The following is a 25,873-nucleotide window of genomic DNA, read 5'->3' as shown; positions in this document are numbered from 1 at the left end:
CGCTGCCTCCTTTGATGTGTTCTGGATTAGCTTTCTTACTGGAAATTATAGTTGGTAGCGGTTTCAAAACGAATGTAATATCCCCACCTGACCGGGAATATTATGACTTTTCAGCACAGAAACATTCCGTAATGGCTTACACCGAAAATTTAGAAGGAGGCACGCGGTAATGCTTTTTAAAGCACTTGCTGAAATAGTGAGGGTCCGCATATCCAGTCTGCGCTGCAATGTATTCCACATTCCGATACCCCGATATAAGCAGTTCCTTTGCCCTGTTCATCCGGCATAGAGTCACATATTCGGTCACAGACAGGCCGCTTTCAGCTTTGAATATACGGCTTAAATAATTCGCGTTAATATGGAGGTTCTGCGAGATTGCCGGCAGATCCAGTTCAGCATTGCTGTAGTTCGCATCAATATATGCCTTCGCCGTCTCGACAAGCCTGGCCGAAGAGGATTTCTTCTGTGACTCCGAACGGGCATACAGACTCATCAGCCTGGCATTAATCCAAACTTCAATCCGATCCGGCATCTCCAGATGATCCACAGCCGCTGCCGCATTGAGAGCAGCCGCTTCATCCTCCGTCATTTCGATCTGCTGCTCTTCCGCATATACGTTCAGCATTGCAGTAAGCTCATACACGATATAATACAGCTGGTCGATATGCGTAGGGTTGGCCGTAAAGCGGGAAAACAGCTCGCGGATGCGCCCGGCAGCATCCTCCGGATTACCAAGCCGCAAATCAATGAGCAGCTGCTCGCGGACTCCCCCCAGCTGAAATGGTTTCCACTCGGTCGGGAGCTCATCATACTTAATGATCCTTCCCCTGCCGAGCACCGCCTTGTGACGCATGGCCAGCACCGCCTCCTGATAACCGCGGTCTGCATCCGCTGTGCTGCAATTGCTGCTGATCCCCACGGTCATCAGCACGCCTGCGGTACGATGGATTCTCTCCACAGCTTTGCGCCAAGCTTCCACCAGCTGGATTTCAGGAGAAGCCAACACCACGAGCCGCCCGCTTGCGTCATAGCAGATCTCGGTTTTCTGTTGGGACTTGATTACCTCTGCCAGTATGGCCAGCCCGTCCTTGGCTTGTTCAGGAACCTGTTCAGCATAACTGCTTGGATAGCGATCGGGATCCCCATTCACTTCACTAGGCCGGTCGACACTAGCCACAGCAATAATCAGGGCCCCTTCGGAAATCTGAGGGCAATACCGATTCAGTCCTTCTTTCCGTTCCAGCTCTTGCATGGAAGCGGACGAATCCAGAAGACGCATCATAAAGCTGCTTCTGCTGCTATCATAAGCCACAATGAGTTCTTCAGCTAAGGCAGTGGAATGGGAGAGTTTGAGCTCCTCTTCCCGGATTGTCGTACGTACCTTTATAAGCGTTTCTGCCAGTTCATCCATATCAATCGGCTTCAGGATATAGTTGGCAGCTCCCAGACGCAAGGCGGTCTTCACATAGTCAAAATCGCTGTAGCCTGTGAGAAAAATGATGTGCAGGCCGGGATGATTCTCCTTTGCCCTTCTGGCAAATTCAAGTCCATCAATCATCGGCATATTGATATCTACCAGCGCAAGCTGCATAGGGATAGCTGCTTCTTCCAACAGCTCCAGAGCCTCTTCTCCATCCTCTGCCTCTCCTGCAAGCTCAAAGCCAAGCTGCTCCCATTCAACAAACCGCTTCAACCTCTCCCGGATCAGATATTCGTCATCTATGATCATGGTCTGTATCATCGGGTTCCCCCTCCATTCTTAGCAGCGGCAGCATCGCCGTCACGGTTGTTCCTTCTCCATATACACTGCTGATCCGCAGCCCGTATGAAGTTCCAAAATGCAGTTTGATCCGCTCATCCGTACTTTTTACTCCAAAGCCGCTTCCGTGAGCTGAATGTTCCCGCAGGATGGCATTCAGCTTGTCCGGCTGCATACCGATTCCATTATCCGTAACTTTCAATATCAATAGATTGTTCTCGCTGTATACCCGAACACCAATGATTCCCTTTCCGCGTTTATAGCGCAGGCCATGATATACCGCGTTCTCCACGAGTGGTTGCAGAAGCAGCTTAATGGACCTGTAAGGAAGCACTCCGGGCTCCACTTCAAATTGACTGCTGATCCGGTCTCCATAGCGTACCTTCAAAATATCCATATAATTGCGGGTAATGTTCAGTTCATCTTCCACCCGTATGATGGGGCTTCCCTTACTGAGAACGCCACGGTAAAATGCCGCCAGCTGTTTGACCAAGCTAACGATATCTTTTCCGCGCCCGAGATCCGCCAATGCACTGATGCTCTCAAGCGTGTTATACAGAAAATGGGGATTGATCTGCGACTGCAGCGCAGCCAGCTCGATCTCCTTGCGCTTCTTCTCATCCTCTACAATCTGCTCCATCAGATGCTTGGTCCGGTTTGCCATTTTATTAAATTCGGCTCCAAGTGCACCGATCTCATCCCTTGACTCGATATCAAATACAACGTCCATGTTGCCTTCCTTCATCTTCTTCACCGTTTTCTTCATGGCAAGCAGAGGTCGGGTAATCGATTTCGAGGTAACGTAGGTGAGCACTGCAGCCAAGACGATGAACAGCAGAGAGAGTGCAGTAAATCGGCGGATCAACATCTGATTGTCTTTTGTCACCTCTTCCACCGGAACGACTCCGAGAATAATCCAGTCCAGCTTGGGAAAATACCGGGACACCACAATCTGCTTCTGTCCGTCTATCTTGAAAATATCACCGGCTTGATGATTCAAGGACCAGTTATAATAAGGCTCATTCTCCACCGATGTATACAATCGGCCCTTGTTGTCATCCGAGACGATTGTTCCCTTTCGATTCATAATAAAAATGCTTCCGCCCTTGCCGATGGAAATATTCCCGTACTGCTTGCTAATGCTCTTCTCATTGATCGACAGCTGGATTAGCCCGATCGGCAGGCCTGTTCTAGCAGAATAGAACTTCTGATACAGGGAGATCACATTCCTCGGTCCATCCTCCCGCTGATAGTTAGCCAGCGTCGTATCCATCCACTGCGAGGTTGACGTGGATGAAGAGAATTTACTCATATAGGGACGACTTGTATCCGTAATGTTCTTCTCTACCCCTGATCCATAGATCCCTCCAATCTGGTCATAAACGATAACGGAATCAATCATGGTCTTCTCCGTCATTCCGAAAAGCGCGTTCTGAATGGCAATCTGATCATTATAATGGGCCAGGTACTCTGATCTGGGGCTGGTGATAATATCCTGCACGTACTCATCGGTAATAGCCATCTGTGCAAAGGTCTCTGCCTGGCTCAGAACCATATCCAGCTTCTCGGAAGCCAGTTGCAAATTTTGCTGCATGTTAACGATTGATTTGTTAATGAGGATGTTGGATGAAATAAAATACGTAGTGACCGCCAGCAGAACAATCAGCAAAGCGAACAGCCAGATGTAAGCAAAGGTTATTTTGGTGCTAATGGAAGAACCGGGAAGCAGTTTATGTGACAGTTTGCGCAGCATGACAACCTCCTTTCCGTTAATTGCTTCTATCCTTTGAAATCGGTTACAAATATAGTTTACGTGTATATCGAATATTTTTCGACACAGATCTACAATTTTCTAATTCTGTCAGCGGACTCCAATATTTTCTGCTATGCAAAACAGACTGCTTTCGGGCGAACTTGTCCGTCCGCTCAAAAACAGCCTGTCTTATGTTCAGTTCTACGTCTGCTTTGCCCGCCCTTACTTCAGGTCAAGTACAACCATCTGATGGCTTTCCAGCACAGGAACGGTATATTTCACATGATTTCCGCTTTGCTCAAACGCCAAAGGCGTTTTCTGCGGAGCCAGATATACCCCTGTTATCTCCTTGCCCGGCAGATGCAATTCAACCTTCACATCATGTACCAGTATGATATCTTCAATGATCTCTACATTCGTTCCACGCTTCACTGGGGAAGCATACAGCAAATGATTCACGAGGCGGCTCTCTTCTTTCTGGTGCTGAAGTGTAACTACGCCCTGAGCCGGCAGAGTGGTAGAGAGCGTCGGATCAGGCAGCAGCCTGCGGATTGATTGATGAATGAGCTCCTTCACGGGAAGGCTGCCATTAATTGCATAATCCTCGCACATATTCCAGGCGATATATATACCTGCTTCACTCTCGACAACCCCAGGACTTTCATCCTTGGCATCAAAGGTGAACGGAGTATGCTGATGTCCGCTGAACTTGAACGCATCCCGGTTGAAGTAAGGATCAACCCGTTTGGCGATCACCTTACCTCCATCGGTAAGCTCAATACGCTGGCCGCGGGCTTGAATCAGGAAATTGGCCTGTCCTATACTTGGCAGATCGAACTCCGGACGGAAATAATCCGGTTTATAAAGGTTATCCCCCGTGCGGCGCACACCCAGATCGAGCACAAACTGCTCCCCTTCCAGGTCCATACCTGATTTGCCAGTAGCGAGAACTTTACCCCCTTGGGCAATAAATGCTTCCAGTTTAGCCTTCAGCTTGTCATTCACAAGCACATGGTCTGGCATGATGATCACTTTATAGGCAAGAAAGTCGGAGTCCATATCTACCACATTGAACAGGAATTTACCTTCCAGCAGCAGCCGTACCGCACCTGCATCAAACTGGTTCGTAAACATGGCGGAGGCATGATCCTCGTAGCCTGTGCTTTCGACCGACAGCAGCGCGATATCCGCTATATTCCGCGTATTTGAACACCAAGGCTCCTTGGCTTCAACCTCACGGTATGCCGCTCCGATCAGATCATAGGTTGCCGGATCCATGAGTCCCTCCGGATGGAGGTGATCACCGATGGAGCAATGCGCACCATGAGCCAGGCTAAGCGCTGTTTCATAACGCAGGGCATTCGGATGCTTGTATCCCCCGAACTCTCCCCAGAACTTGTGGAATTTCCCGGTCATACCGAGGAAATCCACGCCCAGAGGCTGCACATAACGCGCAGACAGCGGGAAGTGATCATATCCCCATCCTGCTGTCGGGAGCGATTCCAGCTCCAGATGCGTATTCACGTCGATTAAATCACGGCGTCCATGCGGGAAGTGTCCCGAGTTCTGCGTAACCGGAAGCCCTGGCTTAATCGCATGGATCGCATCACGGATGCGGTTGGCATAGTTCGCATAGACCCTTTCACCCAGCTCGACAACGCTTTTCGTATCCCGTGGGTCCTTGCCTTCAGCCAGCAGCTGATTAAGGCATGTCGGACAGTAGCATTTACGTACGCCGACGATGTCCAGGAAGATCCCGTCTGCATCATATTTGCGTACGACTTCCTCTGTCTGGCGGATGATATGATCCAGGTATGGCGTGTTAAGGCAGAACTGATGCCAGCCTGGCACCATGAAGCCGTCCACCCAATTGGTGCGATCCTTCTCGTCGCGCATCAGCCATTCCGGATGAATACGGGCGATCTTTTCTTCAAAGCCTACGGACAAATATACCGGAGTTTTGACTCCGATTTCATGAGCCGCTTCGATCTGGGCTCCGAGGAGATCAAAGCTCAGGTTCGGATGCTGTTCATTGACTTCCGAAGGGAAATAGGCCCAGCCATGATGGCATTTGGCAAAAATCGTTATGGAATCGACATGTCCCCGCTTCAGCATTTCTTGGAACTGCTGCTTGGAAAACTGCTTGCCGATACCCGGGATATGCTCGGATGTATGAAAATCTAGATGAATTTGTCTGAATCGCATGCTGTTCACTCCTTATGATCACTATGTCTGGATTTGCCCTTTAGTGTATCATGGAAGTATTGAAGTGTATTTGAACGGCATTCCGCTGTTTATACGCCATTCCACCAACATGTTAAAAGGATGATCGATCTATGAGCAGCTTGCTTGATCTTACGCCGTTTGTGCGCTCTGCCCACCGCTGGGTATACGACGGAGGTATACATGAGCATACAAGAACCGGCTATGCCTTTGCGATCCACTACTTCACCGCCGGAATGGGCAGCGTCTGCATCGAAGGAACCGAATATAAAGCAGAGAAAGGAGCGATGATCTTCATCCGCCCCGGAGAAGTTCATTCCTTTCATCCACTGCCGCGCCAAGCACTCGAAGCTTACAATGTGTATTTTGATCTATGGTCTGTTCCGCGTCCTCATCAGCCCAGGTTCGCCTTCGCCCCGGATGAGCCGGATCCTAAATATATGACACGAGTAGAGAAATGTCCGGAGCTAGCACATATACCTTCCTGCACTGTCATGGGGGCTTCCTCATTACCCGCGGTTTGTCTGCATCAGCTATGCCAGATGGAATATATCGTTTATGGCGAGGAGATTGCTTCCAGTCTGTTGCGGGCCATCCTGCTTCACGCAGCCGGCAGTCCATTTAATCAAAAGGTCCGCGATTACCGGATAACCAGGCTTATGCAGCAGATCGAGCTGTATCCTGACGCCGAATTCCAGGTCGAGCACTGGTGCGAGCAATCCGGGCTGCGAAAATCGCAGCTGTACAAGCTGTTCCGGGAAGAGACAGGCATGTCTCCGATGGCCTATCAGTCCAAAATGAGACTAAAAAAAGCAGCACTATTGCTGCTTGAGTCCACACAGACGGTTACTGCCATTGCCGAGCTGCTCGGGTACAGCTCCATTCATCACTTTTCCAAGCAGTTTTCCTTTGAATATGGGAAAAGCCCTACTGAATATAGACAGATGAACCGGATGGATACCGGTCAGGGGGAGTCACAGTTCATATTAAAATCAGAAAATTTTTAATCTTAAAAAAGCAGCCGCCATGTTCATCATGACAGCTGCTTTAATTGGATGGACAGGTCATCAAGGATTTCACTTCCGCTTGATAAACTTGCTTCTCCATTTGTATAGTGCATACGTTTTGAAAAGCGGCTCTGTGCTGCGGTGCCAGGCTGTGCGGGAAAGAAAAATAAAATCCTCCGGACTCACCTGCAGCCGCATCATCGGCTTAACCGGTTGTTCACTGATCCATTCATCAAAGTAAAGCTTGCCTTCCTCTGCCCTCCGAAAGGAGTCTCTTGGCAGGATATAAATCATTCCATCCGCCCACGGAAAGCTGTCTTCTGTCTCTCGGCTTAGCGAGAAAAAGTAAAACCGTTCCTTTTTTCCAGCTGATACAATACATCCGTTCCGGATATTGCCTGCCAGTTTACTGCGGTTCAACACCGCATAAAACAAGGGCCAAATCCCATCCGCAGATGAAAATACGGCATTCGTATACGTACCATCGAACAAGGTCTGACGGCGGGGCTCAAATTCTTCAATTTCCGGATGATTGGAACCGTGAAAAAGCACAGGTTTTGTCTGTGTTATGTATTGAAGAAAACGATATTTCGGATAAGAGCTGTCATAAGACATGATCCCGCCATCCTGCACAGCTTTTTCGTACAAGTGGTTGAATTCCTCCTGTTCCTTCTCTGAGAAGACAGGATGAGTGTGACGATATAATAACAGGCGCAGCAGCCAGTATCTCATAGAATTAATTCCTTCTCATACACGATGATTTCCTTCTGATCCTGATTGATCGTCAAATGACTGTGAAATTCACTCCATAAAAGGACAAGGCTGATTTTCTTGCCACGCGCTGGGATGCAAGGTTCTCCAACAATGTACTGTATAACGGAACACACTCCATCTTACGCACCGCCATAGCCCAGCCAGCAACAACTGCCGCGGCATACCCTTTGCCACGAAAGCCGTCCAAGGTCACAAGCCCAGCTTCGTGTGCTCTCGATGTAACGCGAACGCTGCGGCAGATCGAGACGACCCGGCTTTCGTGCACGAGGGCTATGCATGGCTGCACATATTCAATTTCAGAGATCAGCCACTCGAAACCGTCGTACAAAAACTCCTTCATATTGTCCCGGGTAACGCTGACCACCTGCATCGTCGGCTTGGTTTCCTCAGGAATAAGATAACAAGGTCCCATCGTGAAGCGTTCACTTTGAAGGAGGTTCATGTAAGCCTCGAAATGTTTCGGTTTCGTCTGAAAATCACTTATGATCGGTTCGTCAGCGCATAATTCCTCCAATTGCCTGGCAAGCATCCCGGGAACATCATACCGAAACCGGCAGAGAGCCGCTCCCTCAATAGTCCGTCCCAGAAAAAACCGGGGAGCCGGATCCTCTCCGGGCCAAGGCTCGTTGATCGTGCGCAGCCGCATGTTCTCGTCATGTGTAAACAACGCCTCAACATGGAACTCCATCAGCTCACGGGAAGTTGGTTTGACATTTTTTCGGTCACTCATGCTTCCATCCCCTTTTTCCTGTTAACTATTTGTGCCCCGCCAGTTCATTTACTGGCAGATGCAAGGCAGCTTTATCAAGCTTATAGTGGTTGTATTTCTGGACTTCGATCTCGATCTGATCCACGTAATCAAATCCGCTTTTCTGAATGACCTTGTTGGAAGAATGATTATGGGTCAAAGCCACCGCGTTAAGCATGATGATATCCGTATGGGCAAACAAATACTGCGCAAGTGCACGAACAGCCTGGGTTGTGTAGCCTTTATTCGTATGCTGATTGGAAATGGCGTACATTATTTCTCGGTTCGGTTCAGGCAGCTCCTCCTTGATTGCAGTATTGCACCAGCCGATGAACTCACCCGTTTCTTTCAAAATGATCCCGAGTCGCAGCATCATATCACCAACATGTCCGCCTGAAGCTACAGCTTGAAGAAAACGCTGGTTATCCACGGTTTCGTAATTGGTTATCCAGTCCACCCTCTGTTCAAGCGGCACATCCCAATCCGGTAAAAAGGTCTTGATCTCGGGCTGCCGGGTGAGCGCACACAGTGCCTCCACATCCTCAATCAGATATTCCCGCAGCAATATATCCTTGCAATCTATTGTAAAAATATCATTCTTAGTATTCATCAACGTAAGCCTCTTTCATTATATGAATGTTGATTTTCCAAATATGTTACGCTTAGACATCGGTTCCCCTCCCATTTTTTCATATAAAAATGAAAGTTTTCTCCTCAATCTAGCATTTGCATACCATCAGCATATTTCCGTCGGGGTCTTTAAAGTTAAACCACTGGCCATGCTCAATTCCGGTAACAAGCTCGACCCCTTTTTCCTTCATATACTCATAGGATTCTTCGATGTTATCCGTGAGCAGCTGCACGGCAGGAATGCGGAATACATTCTCCGGAGCATAAATTCGGCTGTCCAGAACAATGCCTGCAGATCCCTTCATAGGCAAAATAAACAAATGTCCATGCAGAATTTCTCCTTCAGTCGGGACATCCAGAAGGCCGCAATACCAATCCCGCGCCTTTTCAATGCTGCTTACCGGAATGAACACGGTTTGAATTTGATTTTGAACAGGGCTGCTCATCTCATAAATCGCTCCTTTTTTATTCTCATGAAGTATCAGGGTAAGTCTTGTTTAGCTCAAACCGGCAACTTCATGCAAGCCTGCTCCAGATTCGCATGGATATAACCTTCGGGGAAAATGAACATGTCCGCATTCGGATGCACCATTAACTCTTCTTCTAACTGCTTCAGTTCCTTCTCCATCTTCGGTTGTCCGATTACAATTTTCATTTCATTCTCCTCCGGTAAGTCAGCATATTTGTTAGACTCGCATCTCAATCCACTCTAGAATCTCTTTGTTTTTCTTCACGATCCTTCGCTTTGCCTCATACGGCTTGGTAAGCTCCAGGATTTCCTTCATCGTGTCCCGGTCAAAGCCCTTGTTCCATACAAAGGTCATCACCAGCAAATTTTTAAAGGACTGCTTGTAGTTGGCATGCTCGAGGCCAAGCCGGGTTCGGATAAACCTTCGAAAAACCCTGAAATCCCTGACAAGCTTGTTAGGAGAGATGATAAAAATGAGATCAGCATGCTCGAAGCTCTCTTTTCCCCATTTATGATGCACGCCTTCGATGATCCATGCTTCGGTGCTGGCAGCTTCTTTTACAAGCCTGTCCCTCGTCTCGATCGGAAATCTGCGCTGTTCCTGACCGCGTTCCCACACGAAATTATCCGTTTCATAATGAGGAATTCCAAGTCTCTGCGAGCACTCGCGTGCGATATATGACTTTCCGGTTCCACAAGCCCCAATAATTCGGATTTTAATCGGTATCGTCCCTTTCCAATGCAAAAGTGATTCGAAAAAATGTTTGCAGTCATAAGATGTAAATCACAGAAATAGCCGTTCTAAGATACTTCCTCCGAACCAAATTATATATTCCAATATTAGTCTATATTGGTTGCAATTGTATACGTTATCATAGAAAATAGAGGTTAGTCTTGAGCCCGAAAAAGGAGCGGTTAAAATGAATAAATACGGAGCATATGTGAAATTCACGGCAAAACCTGGAGCGCGGGAAACACTGGCAAACATTCTGCTGGAGGCCGCTGCGGCGGCCCAAACCGTTGAGGAATGCGAGGTCTACATTATCAATCTGTCGGAAACGGAACCCGATGCCATCTGGGTAACCGAAGTATGGAGCAGTGCTGAAGCTCACCAAGCTTCTCTAACCCAGCCCGAGACCAAAGATTCCATTACCCGTGCCATGCCGTTGATTGCTGGAGTGGAATCTATTCCTGTAGTGCCGCTTGGCGGCAAGGGCTTATAACGGTAATACAGCATCTATGAAAAAAGAGAGCCATCAGGCTCTCTTCCTGCCGATATAAAGCAAATGCGATGCAGACCCCAGCATATACGGATTTTCAGATTCCTTCATTACGATGTGCATGATTTGCTGGAATGCTTCTTCACCCTGCTGCTGCCAGTAATCCCACTGCTGCTCTTTCATCGCACCCGCAATACTGCTGGAGCCCACCAGTTTGACAGTTTCGAATCCATGGGACTCCATAAACGGGTTAATATCATCAATGTCAAAGTAGTACGCTCCGGTAAAACGCCCTTCATCCTGATGGTCAAACGTTCCCGACTCCAGGAATTCCGCAATACCCTGAACCGTATGGTTCGGCTTCCAGAATTCTGGATACATGAGCGAAGTTGTTAAAAACTTGGTTTTCGACATCAAAGCCACAAATACGAGCCCCTCCGGTTTTGTGACCCGGTGCAGCTCCCGAACGGCCTGTACCCGGCTCTCCTCCTCTTGCAAATGATACAGTGGCCCAAGCATCAGCGCAGCATCAAAGTGATTTTCCGGAAAAAGGCCCAAGTCCCTGGCATCTGCTGGATAGAACCCTGCAAATTGACCTTCGACCTGGAATTCCTCGGCTTTTTTCTTCGCGATATCCACCAATCTCGGAGTCAAATCCGTTAATGTCACCCGGTAGCCTAGCTTGGCGAGCTCCATCGCGTATTTTCCCGGCCCGGCTCCGTTATCCAGAATATGCCCGTTAGCTGGCAGAAGACTTTTGATGTGATGCAAATTAATAATGAATTCGATAGGCTCTCGGTCCAGCCGCCCCCATTCATCGAATGCATTGTAGTATGTAATGACTTTATTCATCAGGATTACCTTCCTTTCTCAAATGGTATTTATCTGACGATAATCTCTTATTTTACCCGTGCCACAATTGCTCTTAGATTCACAGTTGAAATTTCTCTTTAATCATCTGTGCGACGGTTTCCGGACTGAGCTCCGTGTTGTTGATTCTTAAATAATTGGCATGCCCGATTTCACCCTCCATGGAATTAAGCCGGTGATTTTCCATGGTCACCCGAAGGTCCCTTTCGGAGAACTCAATATTTCTCTTCGTCGCTTTATGACTTAATCGATGCGGACTTTTATTGCGTTCCAGCCGCTCCTCCATATCCGCTTCCAGCTCAACCAGATATACTGTACCGCCTTGATTCTCAAATATACAACTGATTTTCTCGATATAATCCCAGTCGTTCTGCAGGTCAAAAGCCCATACAAACGTGAAAATCAATCCTTCCAGATCACTCTTGGCCACTTCCTCAAAAATCTCCTGACGGAACAAGCTGACCAAGCGCTTCCCTGGGGCCGAACCATAACTAAAATACGGCGTTACCAGCTCGATCGTCATATGATTGTGAAAAAGCTTTAAATCCGTAATTTTCTCCAGTTCTTGACCCACCGTCATTTTCCCGACTGCCTGGGGCCCGAAGATAATGATGAATTTCATATCTCCACCTCATTTTTTATAAAACACTGATCAATGTCCAAATACCGGAAAGAATAATCACCCATAAAGCCAACCTTCTGAACAGATGTTCATTTAATTTTTTGATTGCTTTGATGCCAATAAAGACGCCGATAAGCATGCTGGGAATCAGCCACAAAGAGTAGGAAAACACCTGCTTTGTCAGCATGCCGCTGTAGGCATATGTACATATGGTGATGATATTCAAAATGATGCCGTAGGCTGTGATATTGGCTCTGAACGTATTTTTATCTACTTTCTGATTGGATAGAAACAGCGCGACAGGCGGGCCGCTCATGGATATACTACCATTCAGGAGTCCGCTGATGATGCCTACCGGCACGAATGCGAGCTTTTCATTTTTGACGGGAAAGGACTTACCCAGCAGGAGCAGCAAAGCAATCAGGATGATGAATATCCCGGTAAAGGATTTTAAAATATGCTCATCCAGAAAAAGAAGCAAATACGTCCCTAAAGGCGCTGCCAATAAGCTCGACACGATCAGGATCCAGATTTTTTTCAGATCAATGTGACGCCTCGCGTCTATGATTACTATCAAATTCGTACAAAGACTTAAGATGACGACAATCGGAACAGCCTGCTGAAGTGGAATGATCCTTGCCAGAAAGGGCATCGCGATCAAAGCAAATCCGAAGCTCGTCAGCCCTTGGATAAAACCGGCGGCGATTACCACGATAATGCATATAACCAAAAATGCTGCAGATCCCATAGAACCCTCTTTTCTGATGTCTGAAATATATGTAAAAGATGCTGATTACAGTATTGTTTTGCTGCGATACCAATAGGAGTAAATTTCACGGTAGCCCAGCTTTTCGTACAGACGGTTGGCAGGCGCATTGTTCTGGACAACCTGCAGATAGCTATGTGTTGTCCCGTTTTCTTTTGCCCATTGCAGTATATTCAAGATAAGCTGTTCGCCGTAACCTTGGTTCCGGTGCTGCTCGGACGTGACGATATCAAATAACCCGACAACCTGATCCTCGATCACACCAAGTCCGCAGGCAACAGGCATGGACTCCTGATACAGCGTAAAATATCCCGTTTGCAGCACCGTTTGGGACAGCATCTTCTTCATTGCCGCTTGGTTTCGCTCTGACAGACCGTTATGAAAAGAAGTGAAGGTATCCACCCATTTCGGAGTTAGTGATTCCGAGACCTCGACATGGGTCAGCTTCGGCATAGCTGCTGTGTCCAGTTCCAGGATCATGACTGTGGACGGATCGGCCAGCTTATAACCTCTTTCCTCTAAAGTCTGATCCAGAGACGCGGGAACAAATGGCGTAATCTTAAATACCGCATCGAGTTCCGCTTTCCGGTACAATTCCTCGCATTTGATTATTTTCAGTGCCAGATTGTCTCCACTCATGTTGTAGATCGCATTCACGGAATTGGAGCGTTTCGTATAACCATCCGCAAAGCGCAAAAGCCATCCGTCATAGACTAGCGTTTGCAGTGTCGGCCAGGCATTTAATGCGTATTCCTCGATTCTTTGATACAAAGCATACCAACCCCTTGTTTTGAATTGGTATGAATATACAACCATATTAATATTTATTCAACATATTTCACTTTAGCTCAAGTTCCACTCCCTCATGGCTGGCAGTAAACAAAAAGCCGTTCATAGAAAGATTACACCAGCCTCTATTGAAAAAATCGAATATGGCTGACCTGCGTTTTTATCCTGTCATACGTTTTCCGCAGTTTCCCGCGGTTATCGGGCAGTAAATGGATATTCAAAGCCGCCGCAATGGTCTCAACCACCTCAGAGGTTGTCATTGCATCCGTGTCCACATGCCGTTCGAACACCGGAAGAGATAGTCCTTCAATGCATCTTTCAATTTGCTGTGCTGCCCAGGAACGCTCATTCTCCCCCCGGCTGCGCAATCTCTTCAGTAATGTCTCCCTTGCTGCACAGAGCGCAAAGTGATGAATGACGACCCCGTCTCGCCTTAGTCTTCCGACAATGTCGTCAAAGTACTGCGGGTTGACGATCGTCATTGGAATGATCAGGGTTCCATCATACTGTTCATCGATGTGCTTAATCATGCCGTAATTCATTTCGCGCCACATCGGATAATCCTGAAAATCACCTTTTTTGATGCCTTCGGGGATATTTTTGCGAATAAAGTATCCCGCGTTCTCCGGATCGTAAATAAAAGAATGCGGAATCCGCCGTTGCAGCTCATGCGCCGTTTGCGTTTTCCCCGCTCCAAAAGCGCCATTAACCCAAATGATCATCTCTCGTCACCTCAAATCTCAACCATTCAACCTATGTATTAGGATCTTAAAATCCCTTCCCGTTCTGCCCTTAAGTCTTCAAAAACAGGTCTTTGCACCGAGCTGATCCGCTGTCCGCCGATTTCATCCAGAGATTTAAACTCTAGCTCGAGCGACTCACCGCCGGGATCACGGAATGTAAGACCCCTCCCATTTCTTGCCATTTTCCCCCGAAGATCCACATCCGCATAAAAAATAAACATGACAAATACCACTTCGTTTCCATCCGGATAGGTGTACTCCATCCTTGGGCCGCTGTATACGCCATAGAGTTCAAACCCCGTTACTTCGAGTCCGGTTTCTTCCCAGACCTCGCGTTTCATCGTGTCCTCAATGAGCTCCCCCGGCTCCATTCCCCCACCCGGCAATCCCCAATCCCCGTAATCTGAACGCCGCTGCAGCAGTATACGCCCTTCAGCATCCTGAATAATGGCTCCGCCTGTAACAATAATCCGCATAAAGTCTCCTTTGCCAAGCAGGCTTGCTGCTCTACTCCATAAATAAGTTCAGTGATATCAAATCCCTCTGTTACCAATTCAAAATAAGAATTGCTGCTGTACATCGGCGACCATCGTTATGGACGTATCTACCATGCCAACCTCTTCGAATCCAAAGCGTTGGTACAGCTTGACTGCAGCGGTATTATTGGGATCTACGCTCAGCGATACCCGTGTTGTTCCGTTATTTTTCAGCTTCTCAAATAGCGTCCTCAAAAGTGCCATCCCGATCCCCTGACCCCGAAACGCTTGAGACAGAGCCATCCCCAGCTCCGGAACATCGGATCCTACATAGCCATACCCTGGGTTGTTCTCCTGAAACAACCGTGCTGTAATCGTGCCCATTGGCTGTCCATCTTCTGTTAAGGCAATAAAGCCGATATCTCCATCTCGGCCCCATTGCTCAGCATACTTGGCTATCGAGGGGTCCTGAAGAATATCCCTGCTGAATGGCTTTTGGCCTGCAGGAACATACATGGATTCATATAACATCTCCCACATAAAAGATATATCCTGATCCGTAAGCGGCCGGATTGTATAATTCATGATTAGTCCTCCTTTCCCCCTTCTCCCAGAAGCTCCTGCTGCATGATTCTCACGTTATCCTTATGGCACTCCATCGTCGTTTCGGATAAAAAGCCGTGCGCAAGCTTCAGCTGCTCCAAAGCCTGCTCGTCGCCTGCGAGAACCGCCTGTTTCAATCGTTCCAAATGATCCAGCGCCATGTTCACTCTCCGGTCCATTTCAGCAGGGCTTGTCGTGTACTGTCCATGGCCTGGAATGAGCAGCTGAATCGGATAATCGATTAAAATTTGCGTGGCTTTGCGGATGGTCTGTTCATACGCACTTGCGCTGTGGTAAATGAATGGAAGCTCGAAATCGGATAAATAATCACCAGCCACGAAAACTCCCGCAGACTCGATCACCGTGAACAAGCCGTCTTCCGTATGACCCGGGGCCAGGTAAAAGGTAAGTGTGGTAGAGCCGATCGTAATCTGCTGACCGTCCTCTTCAATGACAATATCAAGCTCAGGGAATTCCACCGGATAACCGCGCGTGACATAATAGGTAGCATCAAAATCACGGATTAGCTTAAGCTTATGCTCTCTTTTCGGATGATGCTGCAGTCCCGCGCTCCCAATCGTTTTGGCATCTGGAAAAGCCTTATATCCAATGATATGATCGTAATCCCCATGCGTGAACAGCAAATAACATGCTTTGTTCCCTTGGACCGCATCAACATGTTCCTTAATCTCCTGAATTTCGCTGGGGAGCCAGTTCGGATCCACCACCAGGATAAACTCATCCAGCTGAATAACAGTGGAGGTCGTTTGAAATAAAACGCTTTGGAACACAGTCACTTTTCCGTTCGAAAATTGGATCATCATCTGCTCACTTCTTTCTTCCGCATTTCGTTCTTAGCTTATATTCCTGATTCGAATGACCCGATTATTTGAAACCAGCAACCGTTCATCCTCATTTCTTGGCAAAAGAGAGCCCCTTCTCTTGCAGTGCCTGCCGGAGAGTTTCCAACGCATGAGGTCCGATTCCGTGCAGCTTCTTCAGCTCATCCTCACGAATGTTAGCAATATCCTCCAGATTCAATAAACCGGCTCCGGTCAGCGCGCGCTGTGCTGGTTTAGATAATCCGCCCGGCAGCTCGTTTTCCTGATTAGACTGTTTCTGTACCATGCTGGTTCCTCCTTTGACTCCAAAACTCTGAGATTCGTTCTACAGCTTCTTGATCAAATAAAGGATCAGATCATCATCTACCATCACGGGCTGGCCAGCGACTACCTTCTGATTCTTGTAGGTCATGCCTTGTCCATCCAATATATATCCGCGCGTTGTATACATTCGTTGTGCGTTGCCATAATCCTCATAAAGCCCAACGCCCAGGCCAATATGCGTATAGGTGCGGGCAGCGATGCTTTCGAATTCATCAAATATTTTACTCGCAATATGGTTGCGGCGAAATTCCGGAAACACGTTCAGATCATTAATCTCCGGAATGTTATGCTCCTGAAAATAAGGATACTTCGAGCGGTGCAGCAGATGGCAGCATCCCGCCAAAGCATCTCCATAAAAAGCCATCAGGGTTTTCCGGGTGCCTTCCTGGTTCTCTTTCAGACATCTATCGTAATAATCTCCCTGCCTGTACCATCCAAAGTGATTGGAAAATGCCTCATCCAACTTTGCTGCCTCTGATGGATCGGACAGCTGTTTTAAAGTAATGATCTCTTTCATTCCTGCACCTCGATTCGTTGTTTCGGTTGTTGGCCAATCGCTATAACCAATATCATCTTCACAGTCTAAGGCTTGCAATACATAAATTGGAAATGCGTATTATTCAAAGTTTACCATAGGATATACATGTTGAGAACAGACCTACAATTCTCCCAAACACTCTGGAAATTCAATATCCGTAAAAGCTATAGTTATCGCATCTTTATGATATATTTTGATCGGCGTGCTTCTTTTCTGTTTACTCTTCAGAAGACTTGCTATGGTAAGCTTTTAACAGGTCACTTACGAGTATGCCATCTATGCTCATGCCATCGGTATGACACCCGGTAATGGTAAGATTACTTAAATCCGAATTCGAAATCGTACTATTCTTCATTTCACATCTCTCGATGACGAGCGGCTGCTGTTGATCACCCTTTTTCAGATGAATATCATGAAGATAAGCACCTGCGAGCGAAACATGGCAAATTTCTACGCCGCTGAGATTCGAGTCGCCGATAATGGAGTCACTCATATTCGTATTCGTAATACGCGTGCGCGATAAATTGATATTTTGGAAAGTCGTGCTACCCATATTCACATTGGAGAAGCTTGCTTGGTGCAAATTCGCACTATAAAAATCCGCTTCCTGCAAATTACACTCCCTGAAGTTATGTCCGCTGTAATTCTTCTCTCTCGTAAACTCGCCCGAATTTAATGGTTCATCGGGTTCTGCGACTGCCTTTTCATAATACCTTTCGTCCTCATCTTCAGCTGCCACGGTATATCCATTTTTCTCATAAAAATGATGATTTCTCGGACTCTTTTGAGGGGTATCCAATGTCCAAAGCCTGACCTGCGGATAGAGGGATTCGATAAGCTCTAAAACCACGGTGCCGATGCGCTGACCTTGAACCGCAGGATGAATATAAAAGCGGTCTATTCGTGCATGCTCCCTTCCCGTGGTCGAGATCAGGATAACGCCTGCAAGAGCTTCATCGAGCAGGATTTTATAGTATCTTCCATCACGTGCATGATACTTTTGCATATCTTCAGAATCATAGCCAGGGATATAGGGTCTTTCACCATTTTCATACCATTTCGCCGTCTCATCACCTTCTACCACGATCATTAATTCCATGATTTGCTTCGCATCCTGCTCGGCGGCTGTTTCCAATCTGATTCGTTTATTCATACACGGCTCCATATTCTTTTATTTTATTGGGGATTTTGATTACCCACATTAAAAAAAGGCCAAAGACACAGCATGTGTTGTTCGTCATCATGCGTAAGTCTTCAGCCTTTTCTATTGTGCAATATCTTAAGTATTATACTCTAAGTCCGCGGTACATCGCATCAAGCAATTGATGCGTCTCGTCACAGCTGTATTCCCAGAACATGATCCCTGCCAGACTGTTGTTTTTCACATATTCACACTTATGCCCGATCGATTCTTCATCGTCATAGGAAATCAGACTAGTTCCGTTATAAAGGTACGGAGCGCACGCCTCCTCATCCCAGTAGCGGGTGTACCCATTCTTGTTGATATACTCTGCGGAGAGCGTTGAATAGTTCGGTCCATACCCGCCAGTGCTGCCAGCCATCTGGTAAAGGCCGTTATTGCGGTCAGGCACCTGATTCCAGACGCGGGAGTAAAATGCGGCACCGATGACGATCTTCTCCTTCGGCACGCCTGCACGAATGAATATATTTACGGAAGCATCCGTACTAATGCGGAACAAATCCCCAGTCGGCGTATACAGATTCGTATGGTGGCCGGTCAGAACCTGAAATCCGCCGCGCATATCATAGGTCATCAGCTGTACAAAATCCAAGTACTTTTGTACCTGATCCATTTCGGTACCGTCCACGTAATACTGGTCCGCTCCAGCAGCGATTGTGAGCAGGTAATGCCGTCCATCCTGCGCACCTTTGCGATCTAGTGCTTCCCGAATGGTCTTGAGGAGCAGCGTAAAGTTCGTCTTATCATCCGGACTCGAGGCAATCTCTGCCTCACCATAGCTGGGATATTCCCAATCCAGATCGATGCCGTCAAATGGATGATTCGTCAGTACGCGAACCGCCGAATCCGCCATGCTTGTTCTTCCCTCTTCGGTCGAAGCCGCTTCGGAGAAGCCTCCTGCACCCCAGCCGCCGACGGACAGCAAAATGCACAGCTCTGGGTGCTCACGTTTAATTTCCTGCAGATGTCCCAAGTTTTGCAGATGATCCGTAGAAATTTCATCGCTGCGCACATGGCCGAAGGCCACATTAAGATGGGTTAATTTCGTCAGATCTTCCCGCGTCATCTCTGGAAGTTTGGCGTCGACGGCATAGCCCGCGACAATATGGTTGTGCTTCGTCATTGTCATTTCACTCCAATCCGTTGATTACTGCCATACACCGGTTAATACCTGCAGTGCTTCCTTGCCCGTTCCAATTTTATATCCTGAAGCCGTATAACGGATTTGATCTTGAGCATCCAGCACGAAGAGATGAGGGAAGCCCGCTTCATGAGCCGGAGACTGTGATATAAAGTCCGGTAATGAAGCATATGTGGAATCACGGACAAACATCGTCCGGGACGGCAGCTTCGGATAATTGGACGGATCAAATGAAGTGGTCCATTCGGAATCACCGACGATGAGAATAATCGGAGCGGCAATTTCCGCAAAAGGCTCGGCAAGCTCGCTGAGTTCACGGAACAAATGCTTGGTTGGCTCCCGTTCCGGCTCGATCCAGGCTGCAATCGCACCACTCATGCCTATCAGCTCTCCAAGCGTTCTGCTTGTTCCGTCCAGCGTCATGAGCGTGTTGGCACGATCCATGGTTCCCAGGACTGGAATATCTTGCACCGCTTGGCGGTATGTGAGCATGACGTCTGTCTGTTCTCCAGCGCTCACCTTAAAGTACGCAAAGCGTGCTTGCACCGTGCCATCCTTGAGACGCACGCCTGATGTTAACCGGTATGAGCCCGGTTCCACCTCGAACGGCTCATCGTATACATCCGTTTTACCATGTGGGTAAAAGAGCGTCTTATATATTCCATTTTCCAATCGGGCAAATGTAAAATTCTCGGAGTAAGAAGCGTCCGGTGTCTCCGGTGCTGCTTCGGTATCCCGCACCAGGCGGAGTGAACCCCAATCTTTCGCCTCCTCATGCTGCGTGAAGGTTGAAGCAAATACCGCATCCTCCCAGCTGCCGCCGGTCATATATTGCGGTTTCAACTCGCTTGGATGCAGCCGCGCCGGAATACCCAGACTGCGGCAGATCGCGACGAAAAAAATATCCAGGGAAACACGGTCCCCTTTCAGCAGTTTGTATGTGCCGACCGGGTTCCCTTTCCCCTTCATGTTCGGGAGATCTTCCCATAATTCAAATTCGCCATCCAGTTTCCGGGCTAGCACGGAGGGATCTGCCCTGAATGTTTCGGTTTCCGCATCTGTGAATGCATCCTGGAAAAAACGCCTGTACGGCACGATCATCTCATATAATACACGCGGACAAAGTACATACTGTACGAATGTATCTTCCGTGAGGTTTCCACGCTGCGATAGGGAACCGATCAGGTGATCATCAAGTGTTTCGCAGAACGTATCCACCAGATCTTTCTCATTCAGACTCTCCAGCAGCCGCAGCGGCCACTCTCCATACTCGCCAGCACGTTCACGCAGGAAGGCGGCAATTTCGCGGCTGTTCCCGCGGGCCTTGCTCAGCACATCCCATACCCGCTCTGCTGGAAGTCCGGTCTCCCCGGCAAGCTCCGCAGCCTGCGCTTCATTCAGGAATGTGTCCTCATAACCCGTCCGGATCTTCGTTCCTTCTTCAAGCCGGGTGTTATGTCTTTGAATCTTCTCTTCGGTTAGCGGTTCTGCTGCTTCTCCTTCGCGTTCCGGCGGAGGAACCATATCCAAATCCAGCGTTCCAGCCGGCTGCTCCGTACGATCCAGAGTCATCTCATAGCGGTCACTGTCAGCTACAGTGATCTTCTGTTCACCCCATTTGCCGGCATATACTGCCCGAATCAACAGGTCACCGAAGCCCGTCTTGAACGATGCTTCTCCCTGTTCGTTCGTCGGCAATGCTGCAATCGGATAAAACTCAGCCATATTATACAGTTCAAAAAATACTTCAGCCCCGCTGACAGGGTTTCCCTGCTCATCCTTCACAAGAACGGTAATCGTCCGCGTAGGTGCATAGTTTTCCAGCAAATTGATTTCGGTGAACCATTCATCGGCAAGCGTAATGTCCTCTGGTCCCGGATAATCCGCATAGATCCGCGTATTAATGAGCATCGCCCGCCGTGCAGGCGGACTGAACCAGCCTTGATTCAAGCGGGCCTCAGGCTCGCAAGCGCCGATATAATACCATGTTCCATCAGCCCATGCCTCCACCCAGGCATGGTTATCATCGCAATGCGCCCAGCGCGGCGTGTAGACCTGACGGGCAGGAATACCGATACTGCGCAGCGCAGCCACGGCAAGCGTTGACTCCTCTCCGCAGCGTCCGCGCGCGTTCCGGATCATCGTCAGCGGTGAGATCGTCCGCAAATCGCTGCCAATGTAGGTCGCCTTCTCATGACACCAGTAGTTCGTTTCCAGGATGGCGTCCGCCATGGATAATGACTTCGTGCGGTCTGCCAATTGGTCGTACAGAATCCCGCGGGAATCCTCGATGTTTTCCGTATTGACACGGTAAGGCAGAACAAAATGCAGGAACAAGTGATCAGGCACCCGTTCTCCCCAGGGCATCTGCTTGCGGATTTCCAGCGTCCGGCGTACATGGCTTAAGAATAGAGCCCCGTCGTAATCGGCCATATCATTCACCGGCATATAGGCAAACAAATACTTGAGCGCCCAGGTCTCTTCATCCGTCAGTTCCTCGTGAAAAACCCCAAACAGCTCCTGTGCTCTGGCTTGTGCCATCCGCTGCTTGTCGCGGAGCTTATGCTCGATCCGCTCCATTGTCTGTTGATCCAGTGAGAATGCAGAGGTCTGCATGGTCATTACTCAGCACTCCTTCCATAGCTTTCCGTCTTCGCGGATGCAATACAAAGCAGTTCCGTCCGATGAAGAGGCCGAAATCTGAAACAGACTTCTCGTTGTTTCGATTGCGGGTACGATACTCCATGATTCCTCGCCCATCAACAGCTTCGCATCGTTGGTGAACTTCCCCTCAGCCTCAAAATAATTCCGCTCGCGGTAGTAGAGTCGGCGCAGTTCCCATTTGATGCGTTCATCCTGCGGCAGTTCAAAGGAATCCGGACCTTCTCCGTCTGCAAACACAACATAGCCCCACAACTCCGGATAATGCATATTGATAATGCCCATCGGTGACCACACCCAGTTGTCTTCCGGAAACGGCTTGCCGGTCTCCGGATTCAGAACCTTGCGGTATTCACCATCCTGCACCTCGGTTTGCCACTCGACACGGGAGAAGTTCACCCGCCAAAACTCACCTGCCACTGGTGGACGGCTCTCGGCTGCGCACTCCTTCAGGCTGCTCCACGGGATGGCCACTTCAACACTCCACTTCCGGTTCGCAGCTCCGGGATGATTAAGCTCACCATCAATATGTACAGCCGTCTTCAGCCCGTTAATGTCCCAGCCGTTCACCGGTGGTCCACCATCACGATAGGGCTTTACGAGCAGCAAATCCCATACCGTATTCAGCGCGTTGATCTCGAACTCGTAATACTGATGCGTATCCCCATCCGGATCGATAAAGATTTCGAAGTCATTATCATAAAAAATGACTGAATCCCGCTCCGTAAGCGTCGCCCAGATCTGGTCCTCCATGAGCTCCGCTCCAAAATAAAAATATTCATCATCCCACAGCATTTTAATCCGGGTCTGCTTTGCAGGCTTCGGACGCAGATCCCCTTCAATATCAACGAAATCATCCGACCAGTCTGCCGCCTGCCAGAACGGCTTGTCGATCCGCCCGTCCAAGACGGGGGGCTCTCCTGCGCGCCGACATATATAATGCTTGGGATCATACTCGATCTTAGGCTCAGGTACTCCACTTCGGTTCATGTTGTTCCCTCCGGACATCCTTTAAATTATGCCAGAACCTTCATCCATACGATGAAGGGCGGCCTTATAGAATCCCATCTTTCATCGCCTCATAGACAAGCTTGGAGAATAGGCTGTTGGACCATGCAAACCAGGATCTCGTGAAATTGGATGGATCATCTGCATGGAAGCCTTCATGCATGTATCCCGTATCTGCATCTGTTGATTCGAGCATTGCAATCATGGCAAGCTTCTCTTCCTTCGTTGATGCCGTAATGCCCTGCATGGACAACGCCATATGCCAGATGAAACCGTCCGGGGTATGCGGACTGCCAATTCCCTTGGCTTTTGTTCCTTCAAAATAGAACGGGTTCTCCTTCGATAGCGCAAACCGTCTCGTGTTTTGGTACACCTCATCATCCGCCGACACATACCCAAGATACGGTATCGATATCAACCCTGGTGTGCCCGCGTCATCCATCAAACAGTAGTTGCCATACCCGTCTGTCTCGTAAGCATAGATGGGACCAAACTCCGGATGGCGATAGATGCCGTACAATTGGATTCCGTGATCAATATCCGCTTCGAGCTTTTTGAGCTCCTTCAGGAAATCCGTATCCCGGAAAACCCATTCGGCAAATTCCTGCATGTAGCGAAGTACGACAACCGCAAACATATTTCCCGGAATATTGTAGTGAAAATCACATGTATCATCGCTGGAGCGAAAGCCCGACCAGACCATTCCTGTATAATTGACCGGCATGCCAAGGCCATCGTTGCCCAGCGTATCCGTCCGGATGCCGTTATCTCTTTCGAAGCGGTACGGCGACTGCTCAAAATGCCGCTGCTCTGTCTTGAACACGTCGTAGATCAGACGCATCGCCGATTTGAATCCCGCATCGAAAATATCCGTCAGGCCGGTCTCTTTCCAATAGGCATAAGCAAGACGCATAGGGAAGCACAACGAATCGATCTCAAACTTACGCTCCCATACCCAAGGGGACATATCAGTAATATCCGCCTTATTCCAGTGCCAGTCATTCGCCGATTCATTAAAGGCGTTGGCATAAGGATCTATATGAATGTATTGTATATGCCGCTTGATCAAGCCGGAAAGGATGCGCTGCAAATCCTCATCATCCTTCGCCAGCGATACATAATGCATCACCTGCTCAACCGAATCCCGGAGCCATGAGGCAGGGATATCACCCGTAATGACAAATGTCGTCCCGTCATCCAGGAGCTTCGTTGTCGTTTCCAGCGTATTCGGAAAACAGTTCTTGAACAGCTGCAGCAGCTTCGGCCGATGCGCCAGCTTCTCCTCAGCTTCCTTCAGGACATTCTCTACAGCTTCTGGGAGCTGGATTTCTGGCATCTTGATTTTGGGTAATCTGAATTGTTCCATGTTAAATCTCCTTTACGTTCAAAACGAACATTTTAATTATGCGTTACAACAGCTCCGGAGCCGCCGTACATTTCTACTTCTTCGTCAAATTCCAGCTTAAGCACCGTGACCTGCTCATGCGTATCCTCAGCCGTCATATGAATCCAAGTCGTTCCCGGGATGTTGAACCAAGGAACACCGCCATGAATTTCATGTGTTAGCTCTTTGCCCGAGTGGAGCACCGTGATTTTTTTGATCGGATTGCATAATCCCTTAAGGCATACATTTTCTTTCGGATCGTCGTAGACAAAGAGGTACAGCGTCTTTTTATCTTTGGAAAGCGTGCTGCCTCCCAGATAATAGCGAGTCATAATCCCTTCCTCAGTTCCAAAGACCGCTTCTTCATGCGTACGTATCCATTCGCCGAGACCGAGCAAAATATCCTCCTGTCTCTTATCTATGGTCCCGTCTTCCTTCGGACCGATATCCAGCAGCATATTGCCTCCCAGAGAGATACAATCACAGAACATCCGGATAATCTGGTTTAACGATTTATACTGATTGTCTGTCGGCACGTAACCCCAAGAGGTATTGATGGTGGTGCAAAATTCCCATGGACCTTCCGGTCTCGTAATCGGAATTCCCTGCTCCGGTGTTTTATAGTCCCCGTGGCCTTGAAGGCGTGAGTTGATGATGATATCCGGGTTAAAAGACTGGAGATACTGCTTGAACTCCGGAAGGTTCCACTGCTCGGCGCTCCGTTCCCAATCCCCATCGAACCACAAAAGATCCACTTTACCGTAGTTCGTAAGAATTTCCTTCAGCTGGTCATTGTTAAACTGCAAGAATTTCTTCCACTTCTCCTCATCCTGAACGCCGTCCAGCGGACTCGAAAACGGATTCGACTGACTTGGATCCTCGGGAACCTTTCCGCCTTCATACACGCTTGGATAATCCGGATGCGACCAGTCAATTAGCGAGTAGTACATTCCAAGGTGAATACCTCTTTTCGTAATCGCTTCGGCATATTCCTTGATCAAATCCCGCTTGACTGGCGTTTTCTTCACTACGTTCAAATCGCTGTACTGCGTATCCCACAGCGCCACGCCATCATGGTGCTTGGTCGTTAACACGGCGTACTTAGCACCTGATTTTTCAATCAAATCGGCCCAGTGCTCTGCATTAAACTTAGACGCAGTGAACCCGTCCAATTGCTTCATATATTGATCATACGGGATTCTCCCGTTATAAAAAGACCATGATTCTGCAACGCCGTCAACCGCATAAATACCATAATGAATGAAAATGCCTAGCTTCGCTTCCTCAAACCACTTTTGCATACTGGTCAGCACCTTCCCGAT

Annotated in this window: 27 protein-coding genes; 2 read left to right on the top strand and 25 right to left on the bottom strand. The window is 48.4% G+C overall.

Annotated elements, in window-relative coordinates; genetic code table 11:
• Window positions 1-136: 136 nt before the first annotated feature.
• From E6W40_RS01990 to E6W40_RS01980, 3 genes are all read right to left on the bottom strand, one after another.
• Window positions 137-1,741: a response regulator gene (locus tag E6W40_RS01990; RefSeq protein WP_136603944.1), complete on the bottom strand. Its 1,605-nt coding sequence runs from the start codon at window positions 1,739-1,741 to the stop codon at window positions 137-139.
• Window positions 1,716-3,512 (bottom strand): sensor histidine kinase, encoded by a 1,797-nt coding sequence (locus E6W40_RS01985; RefSeq protein ID WP_136603943.1) that lies wholly within the window; start codon window positions 3,510-3,512, stop codon window positions 1,716-1,718. The genes E6W40_RS01990 and E6W40_RS01985 overlap by 26 nt, the downstream gene beginning before the upstream one ends.
• Window positions 3,513-3,734: 222 nt before the next feature.
• Complete coding sequence (locus tag E6W40_RS01980; protein WP_136603942.1) at window positions 3,735-5,717, bottom strand: alpha-amylase family protein; 1,983 nt, start codon at window positions 5,715-5,717, stop codon at window positions 3,735-3,737.
• A 131-nt stretch (window positions 5,718-5,848) separates the two neighbouring features.
• On the opposite strand from E6W40_RS01980, the gene E6W40_RS01975 reads away from it, so the two are divergent.
• The gene (locus tag E6W40_RS01975) at window positions 5,849-6,742 is read left to right on the top strand and encodes an AraC family transcriptional regulator (RefSeq protein ID WP_136603941.1); all 894 of its coding nucleotides are present in this window, start codon (window positions 5,849-5,851) and stop codon (window positions 6,740-6,742) included.
• 69 nt (window positions 6,743-6,811) lie between these two features.
• Here E6W40_RS01975 and E6W40_RS01970 read toward each other — a convergent pair whose 3' ends face one another.
• The 6 genes from E6W40_RS01970 to E6W40_RS01950 form a co-directional block, all read right to left on the bottom strand.
• Complete coding sequence (locus E6W40_RS01970) at window positions 6,812-7,474, bottom strand: hypothetical protein (RefSeq protein WP_136603940.1); 663 nt, start codon at window positions 7,472-7,474, stop codon at window positions 6,812-6,814.
• 52 nt (window positions 7,475-7,526) lie between these two features.
• Window positions 7,527-8,246: a kasugamycin N-acetyltransferase AAC(2')-IIb gene (gene aac(2')-IIb / locus E6W40_RS01965; protein ID WP_136603939.1), complete on the bottom strand. Its 720-nt coding sequence runs from the start codon at window positions 8,244-8,246 to the stop codon at window positions 7,527-7,529.
• 25 nt (window positions 8,247-8,271) lie between these two features.
• Window positions 8,272-8,874 carry a GNAT family N-acetyltransferase gene (locus E6W40_RS01960; protein ID WP_136603938.1) on the bottom strand — a complete coding sequence of 201 codons (603 nt, stop codon included), beginning with the start codon at window positions 8,872-8,874 and terminating at the stop codon, window positions 8,272-8,274.
• Between the two features lie 109 nt (window positions 8,875-8,983).
• Window positions 8,984-9,340, bottom strand: coding sequence for a VOC family protein (locus E6W40_RS01955; protein ID WP_136603937.1), 357 nt, complete (start codon window positions 9,338-9,340; stop codon window positions 8,984-8,986).
• Between the two features lie 56 nt (window positions 9,341-9,396).
• Complete coding sequence (locus E6W40_RS29340; protein WP_168928799.1) at window positions 9,397-9,549, bottom strand: hypothetical protein; 153 nt, start codon at window positions 9,547-9,549, stop codon at window positions 9,397-9,399.
• A 31-nt stretch (window positions 9,550-9,580) separates the two neighbouring features.
• A complete protein-coding gene (locus E6W40_RS01950) occupies window positions 9,581-9,982 on the bottom strand; it encodes a P-loop NTPase family protein (RefSeq protein WP_246072802.1) in 402 nt (133 codons plus the stop codon).
• 301 nt (window positions 9,983-10,283) lie between these two features.
• On the opposite strand from E6W40_RS01950, the gene E6W40_RS01945 reads away from it, so the two are divergent.
• Window positions 10,284-10,586, top strand: a complete 303-nt coding sequence (locus tag E6W40_RS01945) for a putative quinol monooxygenase (protein ID WP_136603936.1) — start codon at window positions 10,284-10,286, stop codon at window positions 10,584-10,586.
• Window positions 10,587-10,619: 33 nt separating this feature from the next.
• On the opposite strand, the gene E6W40_RS01940 is transcribed toward E6W40_RS01945, so the two are convergent.
• The 16 genes from E6W40_RS01940 to E6W40_RS01865 form a co-directional block, all read right to left on the bottom strand.
• Entirely contained in the window at window positions 10,620-11,435 is an 816-nt protein-coding gene (locus tag E6W40_RS01940) for a class I SAM-dependent methyltransferase (protein WP_136603935.1), read from the bottom strand.
• 79 nt (window positions 11,436-11,514) lie between these two features.
• Window positions 11,515-12,075, bottom strand: coding sequence for an AAA family ATPase (locus tag E6W40_RS01935; protein ID WP_136603934.1), 561 nt, complete (start codon window positions 12,073-12,075; stop codon window positions 11,515-11,517).
• A gap of 16 nt (window positions 12,076-12,091) precedes the next feature.
• Window positions 12,092-12,823 carry a sulfite exporter TauE/SafE family protein gene (locus tag E6W40_RS01930; RefSeq protein WP_136603933.1) on the bottom strand — a complete coding sequence of 244 codons (732 nt, stop codon included), beginning with the start codon at window positions 12,821-12,823 and terminating at the stop codon, window positions 12,092-12,094.
• Window positions 12,824-12,868: 45 nt separating this feature from the next.
• Window positions 12,869-13,612 (bottom strand): GNAT family N-acetyltransferase, encoded by a 744-nt coding sequence (locus E6W40_RS01925; protein WP_136603932.1) that lies wholly within the window; start codon window positions 13,610-13,612, stop codon window positions 12,869-12,871.
• A gap of 143 nt (window positions 13,613-13,755) precedes the next feature.
• Window positions 13,756-14,352 (bottom strand): AAA family ATPase, encoded by a 597-nt coding sequence (locus tag E6W40_RS01920; RefSeq protein WP_136603931.1) that lies wholly within the window; start codon window positions 14,350-14,352, stop codon window positions 13,756-13,758.
• Window positions 14,353-14,390: 38 nt separating this feature from the next.
• Window positions 14,391-14,849 carry an NUDIX domain-containing protein gene (locus E6W40_RS01915; protein ID WP_136603930.1) on the bottom strand — a complete coding sequence of 153 codons (459 nt, stop codon included), beginning with the start codon at window positions 14,847-14,849 and terminating at the stop codon, window positions 14,391-14,393.
• A gap of 78 nt (window positions 14,850-14,927) precedes the next feature.
• Window positions 14,928-15,434, bottom strand: a complete 507-nt coding sequence (locus E6W40_RS01910) for a GNAT family N-acetyltransferase (protein WP_136603929.1) — start codon at window positions 15,432-15,434, stop codon at window positions 14,928-14,930.
• Between the two features lie 2 nt (window positions 15,435-15,436).
• The gene (locus E6W40_RS01905) at window positions 15,437-16,276 is read right to left on the bottom strand and encodes an MBL fold metallo-hydrolase (protein ID WP_246072800.1); all 840 of its coding nucleotides are present in this window, start codon (window positions 16,274-16,276) and stop codon (window positions 15,437-15,439) included.
• An 88-nt stretch (window positions 16,277-16,364) separates the two neighbouring features.
• Entirely contained in the window at window positions 16,365-16,580 is a 216-nt protein-coding gene (locus tag E6W40_RS01900; RefSeq protein WP_136603928.1) for a helix-hairpin-helix domain-containing protein, read from the bottom strand.
• A 39-nt stretch (window positions 16,581-16,619) separates the two neighbouring features.
• Window positions 16,620-17,135 (bottom strand): GNAT family N-acetyltransferase, encoded by a 516-nt coding sequence (locus tag E6W40_RS01895; protein ID WP_136603927.1) that lies wholly within the window; start codon window positions 17,133-17,135, stop codon window positions 16,620-16,622.
• A gap of 238 nt (window positions 17,136-17,373) precedes the next feature.
• Window positions 17,374-18,309 carry a GNAT family N-acetyltransferase gene (locus E6W40_RS01890; RefSeq protein ID WP_136603926.1) on the bottom strand — a complete coding sequence of 312 codons (936 nt, stop codon included), beginning with the start codon at window positions 18,307-18,309 and terminating at the stop codon, window positions 17,374-17,376.
• A 133-nt stretch (window positions 18,310-18,442) separates the two neighbouring features.
• The gene (locus E6W40_RS01885; protein WP_136603925.1) at window positions 18,443-19,480 is read right to left on the bottom strand and encodes a glycoside hydrolase family 18 protein; all 1,038 of its coding nucleotides are present in this window, start codon (window positions 19,478-19,480) and stop codon (window positions 18,443-18,445) included.
• 24 nt (window positions 19,481-19,504) lie between these two features.
• Window positions 19,505-22,120 carry a transglutaminase domain-containing protein gene (locus E6W40_RS01880; protein ID WP_136603924.1) on the bottom strand — a complete coding sequence of 872 codons (2,616 nt, stop codon included), beginning with the start codon at window positions 22,118-22,120 and terminating at the stop codon, window positions 19,505-19,507.
• 3 nt (window positions 22,121-22,123) lie between these two features.
• Window positions 22,124-23,149, bottom strand: coding sequence for a carbohydrate-binding family 9-like protein (locus E6W40_RS01875; RefSeq protein WP_136603923.1), 1,026 nt, complete (start codon window positions 23,147-23,149; stop codon window positions 22,124-22,126).
• 64 nt (window positions 23,150-23,213) lie between these two features.
• Window positions 23,214-24,533: a glycoside hydrolase family 125 protein gene (locus E6W40_RS01870; RefSeq protein ID WP_136603922.1), complete on the bottom strand. Its 1,320-nt coding sequence runs from the start codon at window positions 24,531-24,533 to the stop codon at window positions 23,214-23,216.
• Between the two features lie 32 nt (window positions 24,534-24,565).
• The gene (locus E6W40_RS01865; RefSeq protein ID WP_136603921.1) at window positions 24,566-25,852 is read right to left on the bottom strand and encodes an alpha-L-fucosidase; all 1,287 of its coding nucleotides are present in this window, start codon (window positions 25,850-25,852) and stop codon (window positions 24,566-24,568) included.
• Window positions 25,853-25,873: the final 21 nt, after the last annotated feature.

It is taken from the genome of Paenibacillus dokdonensis, assembly GCF_004916975.1.
In the GTDB taxonomy this organism is placed as follows: domain Bacteria; phylum Bacillota; class Bacilli; order Paenibacillales; family Paenibacillaceae; genus Paenibacillus_AQ; species Paenibacillus_AQ dokdonensis.
Note: the sequence above shows the minus strand (reverse complement) of the source record. Positions and strands in the feature narration are given on the sequence as shown.

Excerpts from the sequence above, each read along its gene's own strand:
- E6W40_RS01985 (WP_136603943.1), bottom strand. The coding sequence starts at position 3,512 with ATGCTGCGCAAACTGTCACATAAACTGCTTCCCGGTTCTTCCATTAGC.
- E6W40_RS01935 (WP_136603934.1), bottom strand. The coding sequence starts at position 12,075 with ATGAAATTCATCATTATCTTCGGGCCCCAGGCAGTCGGGAAAATGACG.
- E6W40_RS01910 (WP_136603929.1), bottom strand. The coding sequence starts at position 15,434 with ATGAATTATACAATCCGGCCGCTTACGGATCAGGATATATCTTTTATG.
- E6W40_RS01915 (WP_136603930.1), bottom strand. The coding sequence starts at position 14,849 with ATGCGGATTATTGTTACAGGCGGAGCCATTATTCAGGATGCTGAAGGG.
- E6W40_RS01890 (WP_136603926.1), bottom strand. The coding sequence starts at position 18,309 with ATGAATAAACGAATCAGATTGGAAACAGCCGCCGAGCAGGATGCGAAG.
- E6W40_RS01955 (WP_136603937.1), bottom strand. The coding sequence starts at position 9,340 with ATGAGCAGCCCTGTTCAAAATCAAATTCAAACCGTGTTCATTCCGGTA.
- E6W40_RS01920 (WP_136603931.1), bottom strand. The coding sequence starts at position 14,352 with ATGATCATTTGGGTTAATGGCGCTTTTGGAGCGGGGAAAACGCAAACG.
- E6W40_RS01970 (WP_136603940.1), bottom strand. The coding sequence starts at position 7,474 with ATGAGATACTGGCTGCTGCGCCTGTTATTATATCGTCACACTCATCCT.
- E6W40_RS01865 (WP_136603921.1), bottom strand. The coding sequence starts at position 25,852 with ATGCAAAAGTGGTTTGAGGAAGCGAAGCTAGGCATTTTCATTCATTAT.
- E6W40_RS01900 (WP_136603928.1), bottom strand. The coding sequence starts at position 16,580 with ATGGTACAGAAACAGTCTAATCAGGAAAACGAGCTGCCGGGCGGATTA.
- E6W40_RS01990 (WP_136603944.1), bottom strand. The coding sequence starts at position 1,741 with ATGATACAGACCATGATCATAGATGACGAATATCTGATCCGGGAGAGG.
- E6W40_RS01875 (WP_136603923.1), bottom strand. The coding sequence starts at position 23,149 with ATGAACCGAAGTGGAGTACCTGAGCCTAAGATCGAGTATGATCCCAAG.
- E6W40_RS01885 (WP_136603925.1), bottom strand. The coding sequence starts at position 19,480 with ATGACGAAGCACAACCATATTGTCGCGGGCTATGCCGTCGACGCCAAA.
- E6W40_RS01895 (WP_136603927.1), bottom strand. The coding sequence starts at position 17,135 with ATGAAAGAGATCATTACTTTAAAACAGCTGTCCGATCCATCAGAGGCA.
- E6W40_RS01945 (WP_136603936.1), top strand. The coding sequence starts at position 10,284 with ATGAATAAATACGGAGCATATGTGAAATTCACGGCAAAACCTGGAGCG.
- E6W40_RS01980 (WP_136603942.1), bottom strand. The coding sequence starts at position 5,717 with ATGCGATTCAGACAAATTCATCTAGATTTTCATACATCCGAGCATATC.
- E6W40_RS01870 (WP_136603922.1), bottom strand. The coding sequence starts at position 24,533 with ATGGAACAATTCAGATTACCCAAAATCAAGATGCCAGAAATCCAGCTC.
- E6W40_RS01940 (WP_136603935.1), bottom strand. The coding sequence starts at position 11,435 with ATGAATAAAGTCATTACATACTACAATGCATTCGATGAATGGGGGCGG.
- E6W40_RS01975 (WP_136603941.1), top strand. The coding sequence starts at position 5,849 with ATGAGCAGCTTGCTTGATCTTACGCCGTTTGTGCGCTCTGCCCACCGC.
- E6W40_RS01880 (WP_136603924.1), bottom strand. The coding sequence starts at position 22,120 with ATGACCATGCAGACCTCTGCATTCTCACTGGATCAACAGACAATGGAG.
- E6W40_RS29340 (WP_168928799.1), bottom strand. The coding sequence starts at position 9,549 with ATGAAAATTGTAATCGGACAACCGAAGATGGAGAAGGAACTGAAGCAG.
- E6W40_RS01930 (WP_136603933.1), bottom strand. The coding sequence starts at position 12,823 with ATGGGATCTGCAGCATTTTTGGTTATATGCATTATCGTGGTAATCGCC.
- E6W40_RS01905 (WP_246072800.1), bottom strand. The coding sequence starts at position 16,276 with ATGATGATCCAATTTTCGAACGGAAAAGTGACTGTGTTCCAAAGCGTT.
- E6W40_RS01960 (WP_136603938.1), bottom strand. The coding sequence starts at position 8,874 with ATGAATACTAAGAATGATATTTTTACAATAGATTGCAAGGATATATTG.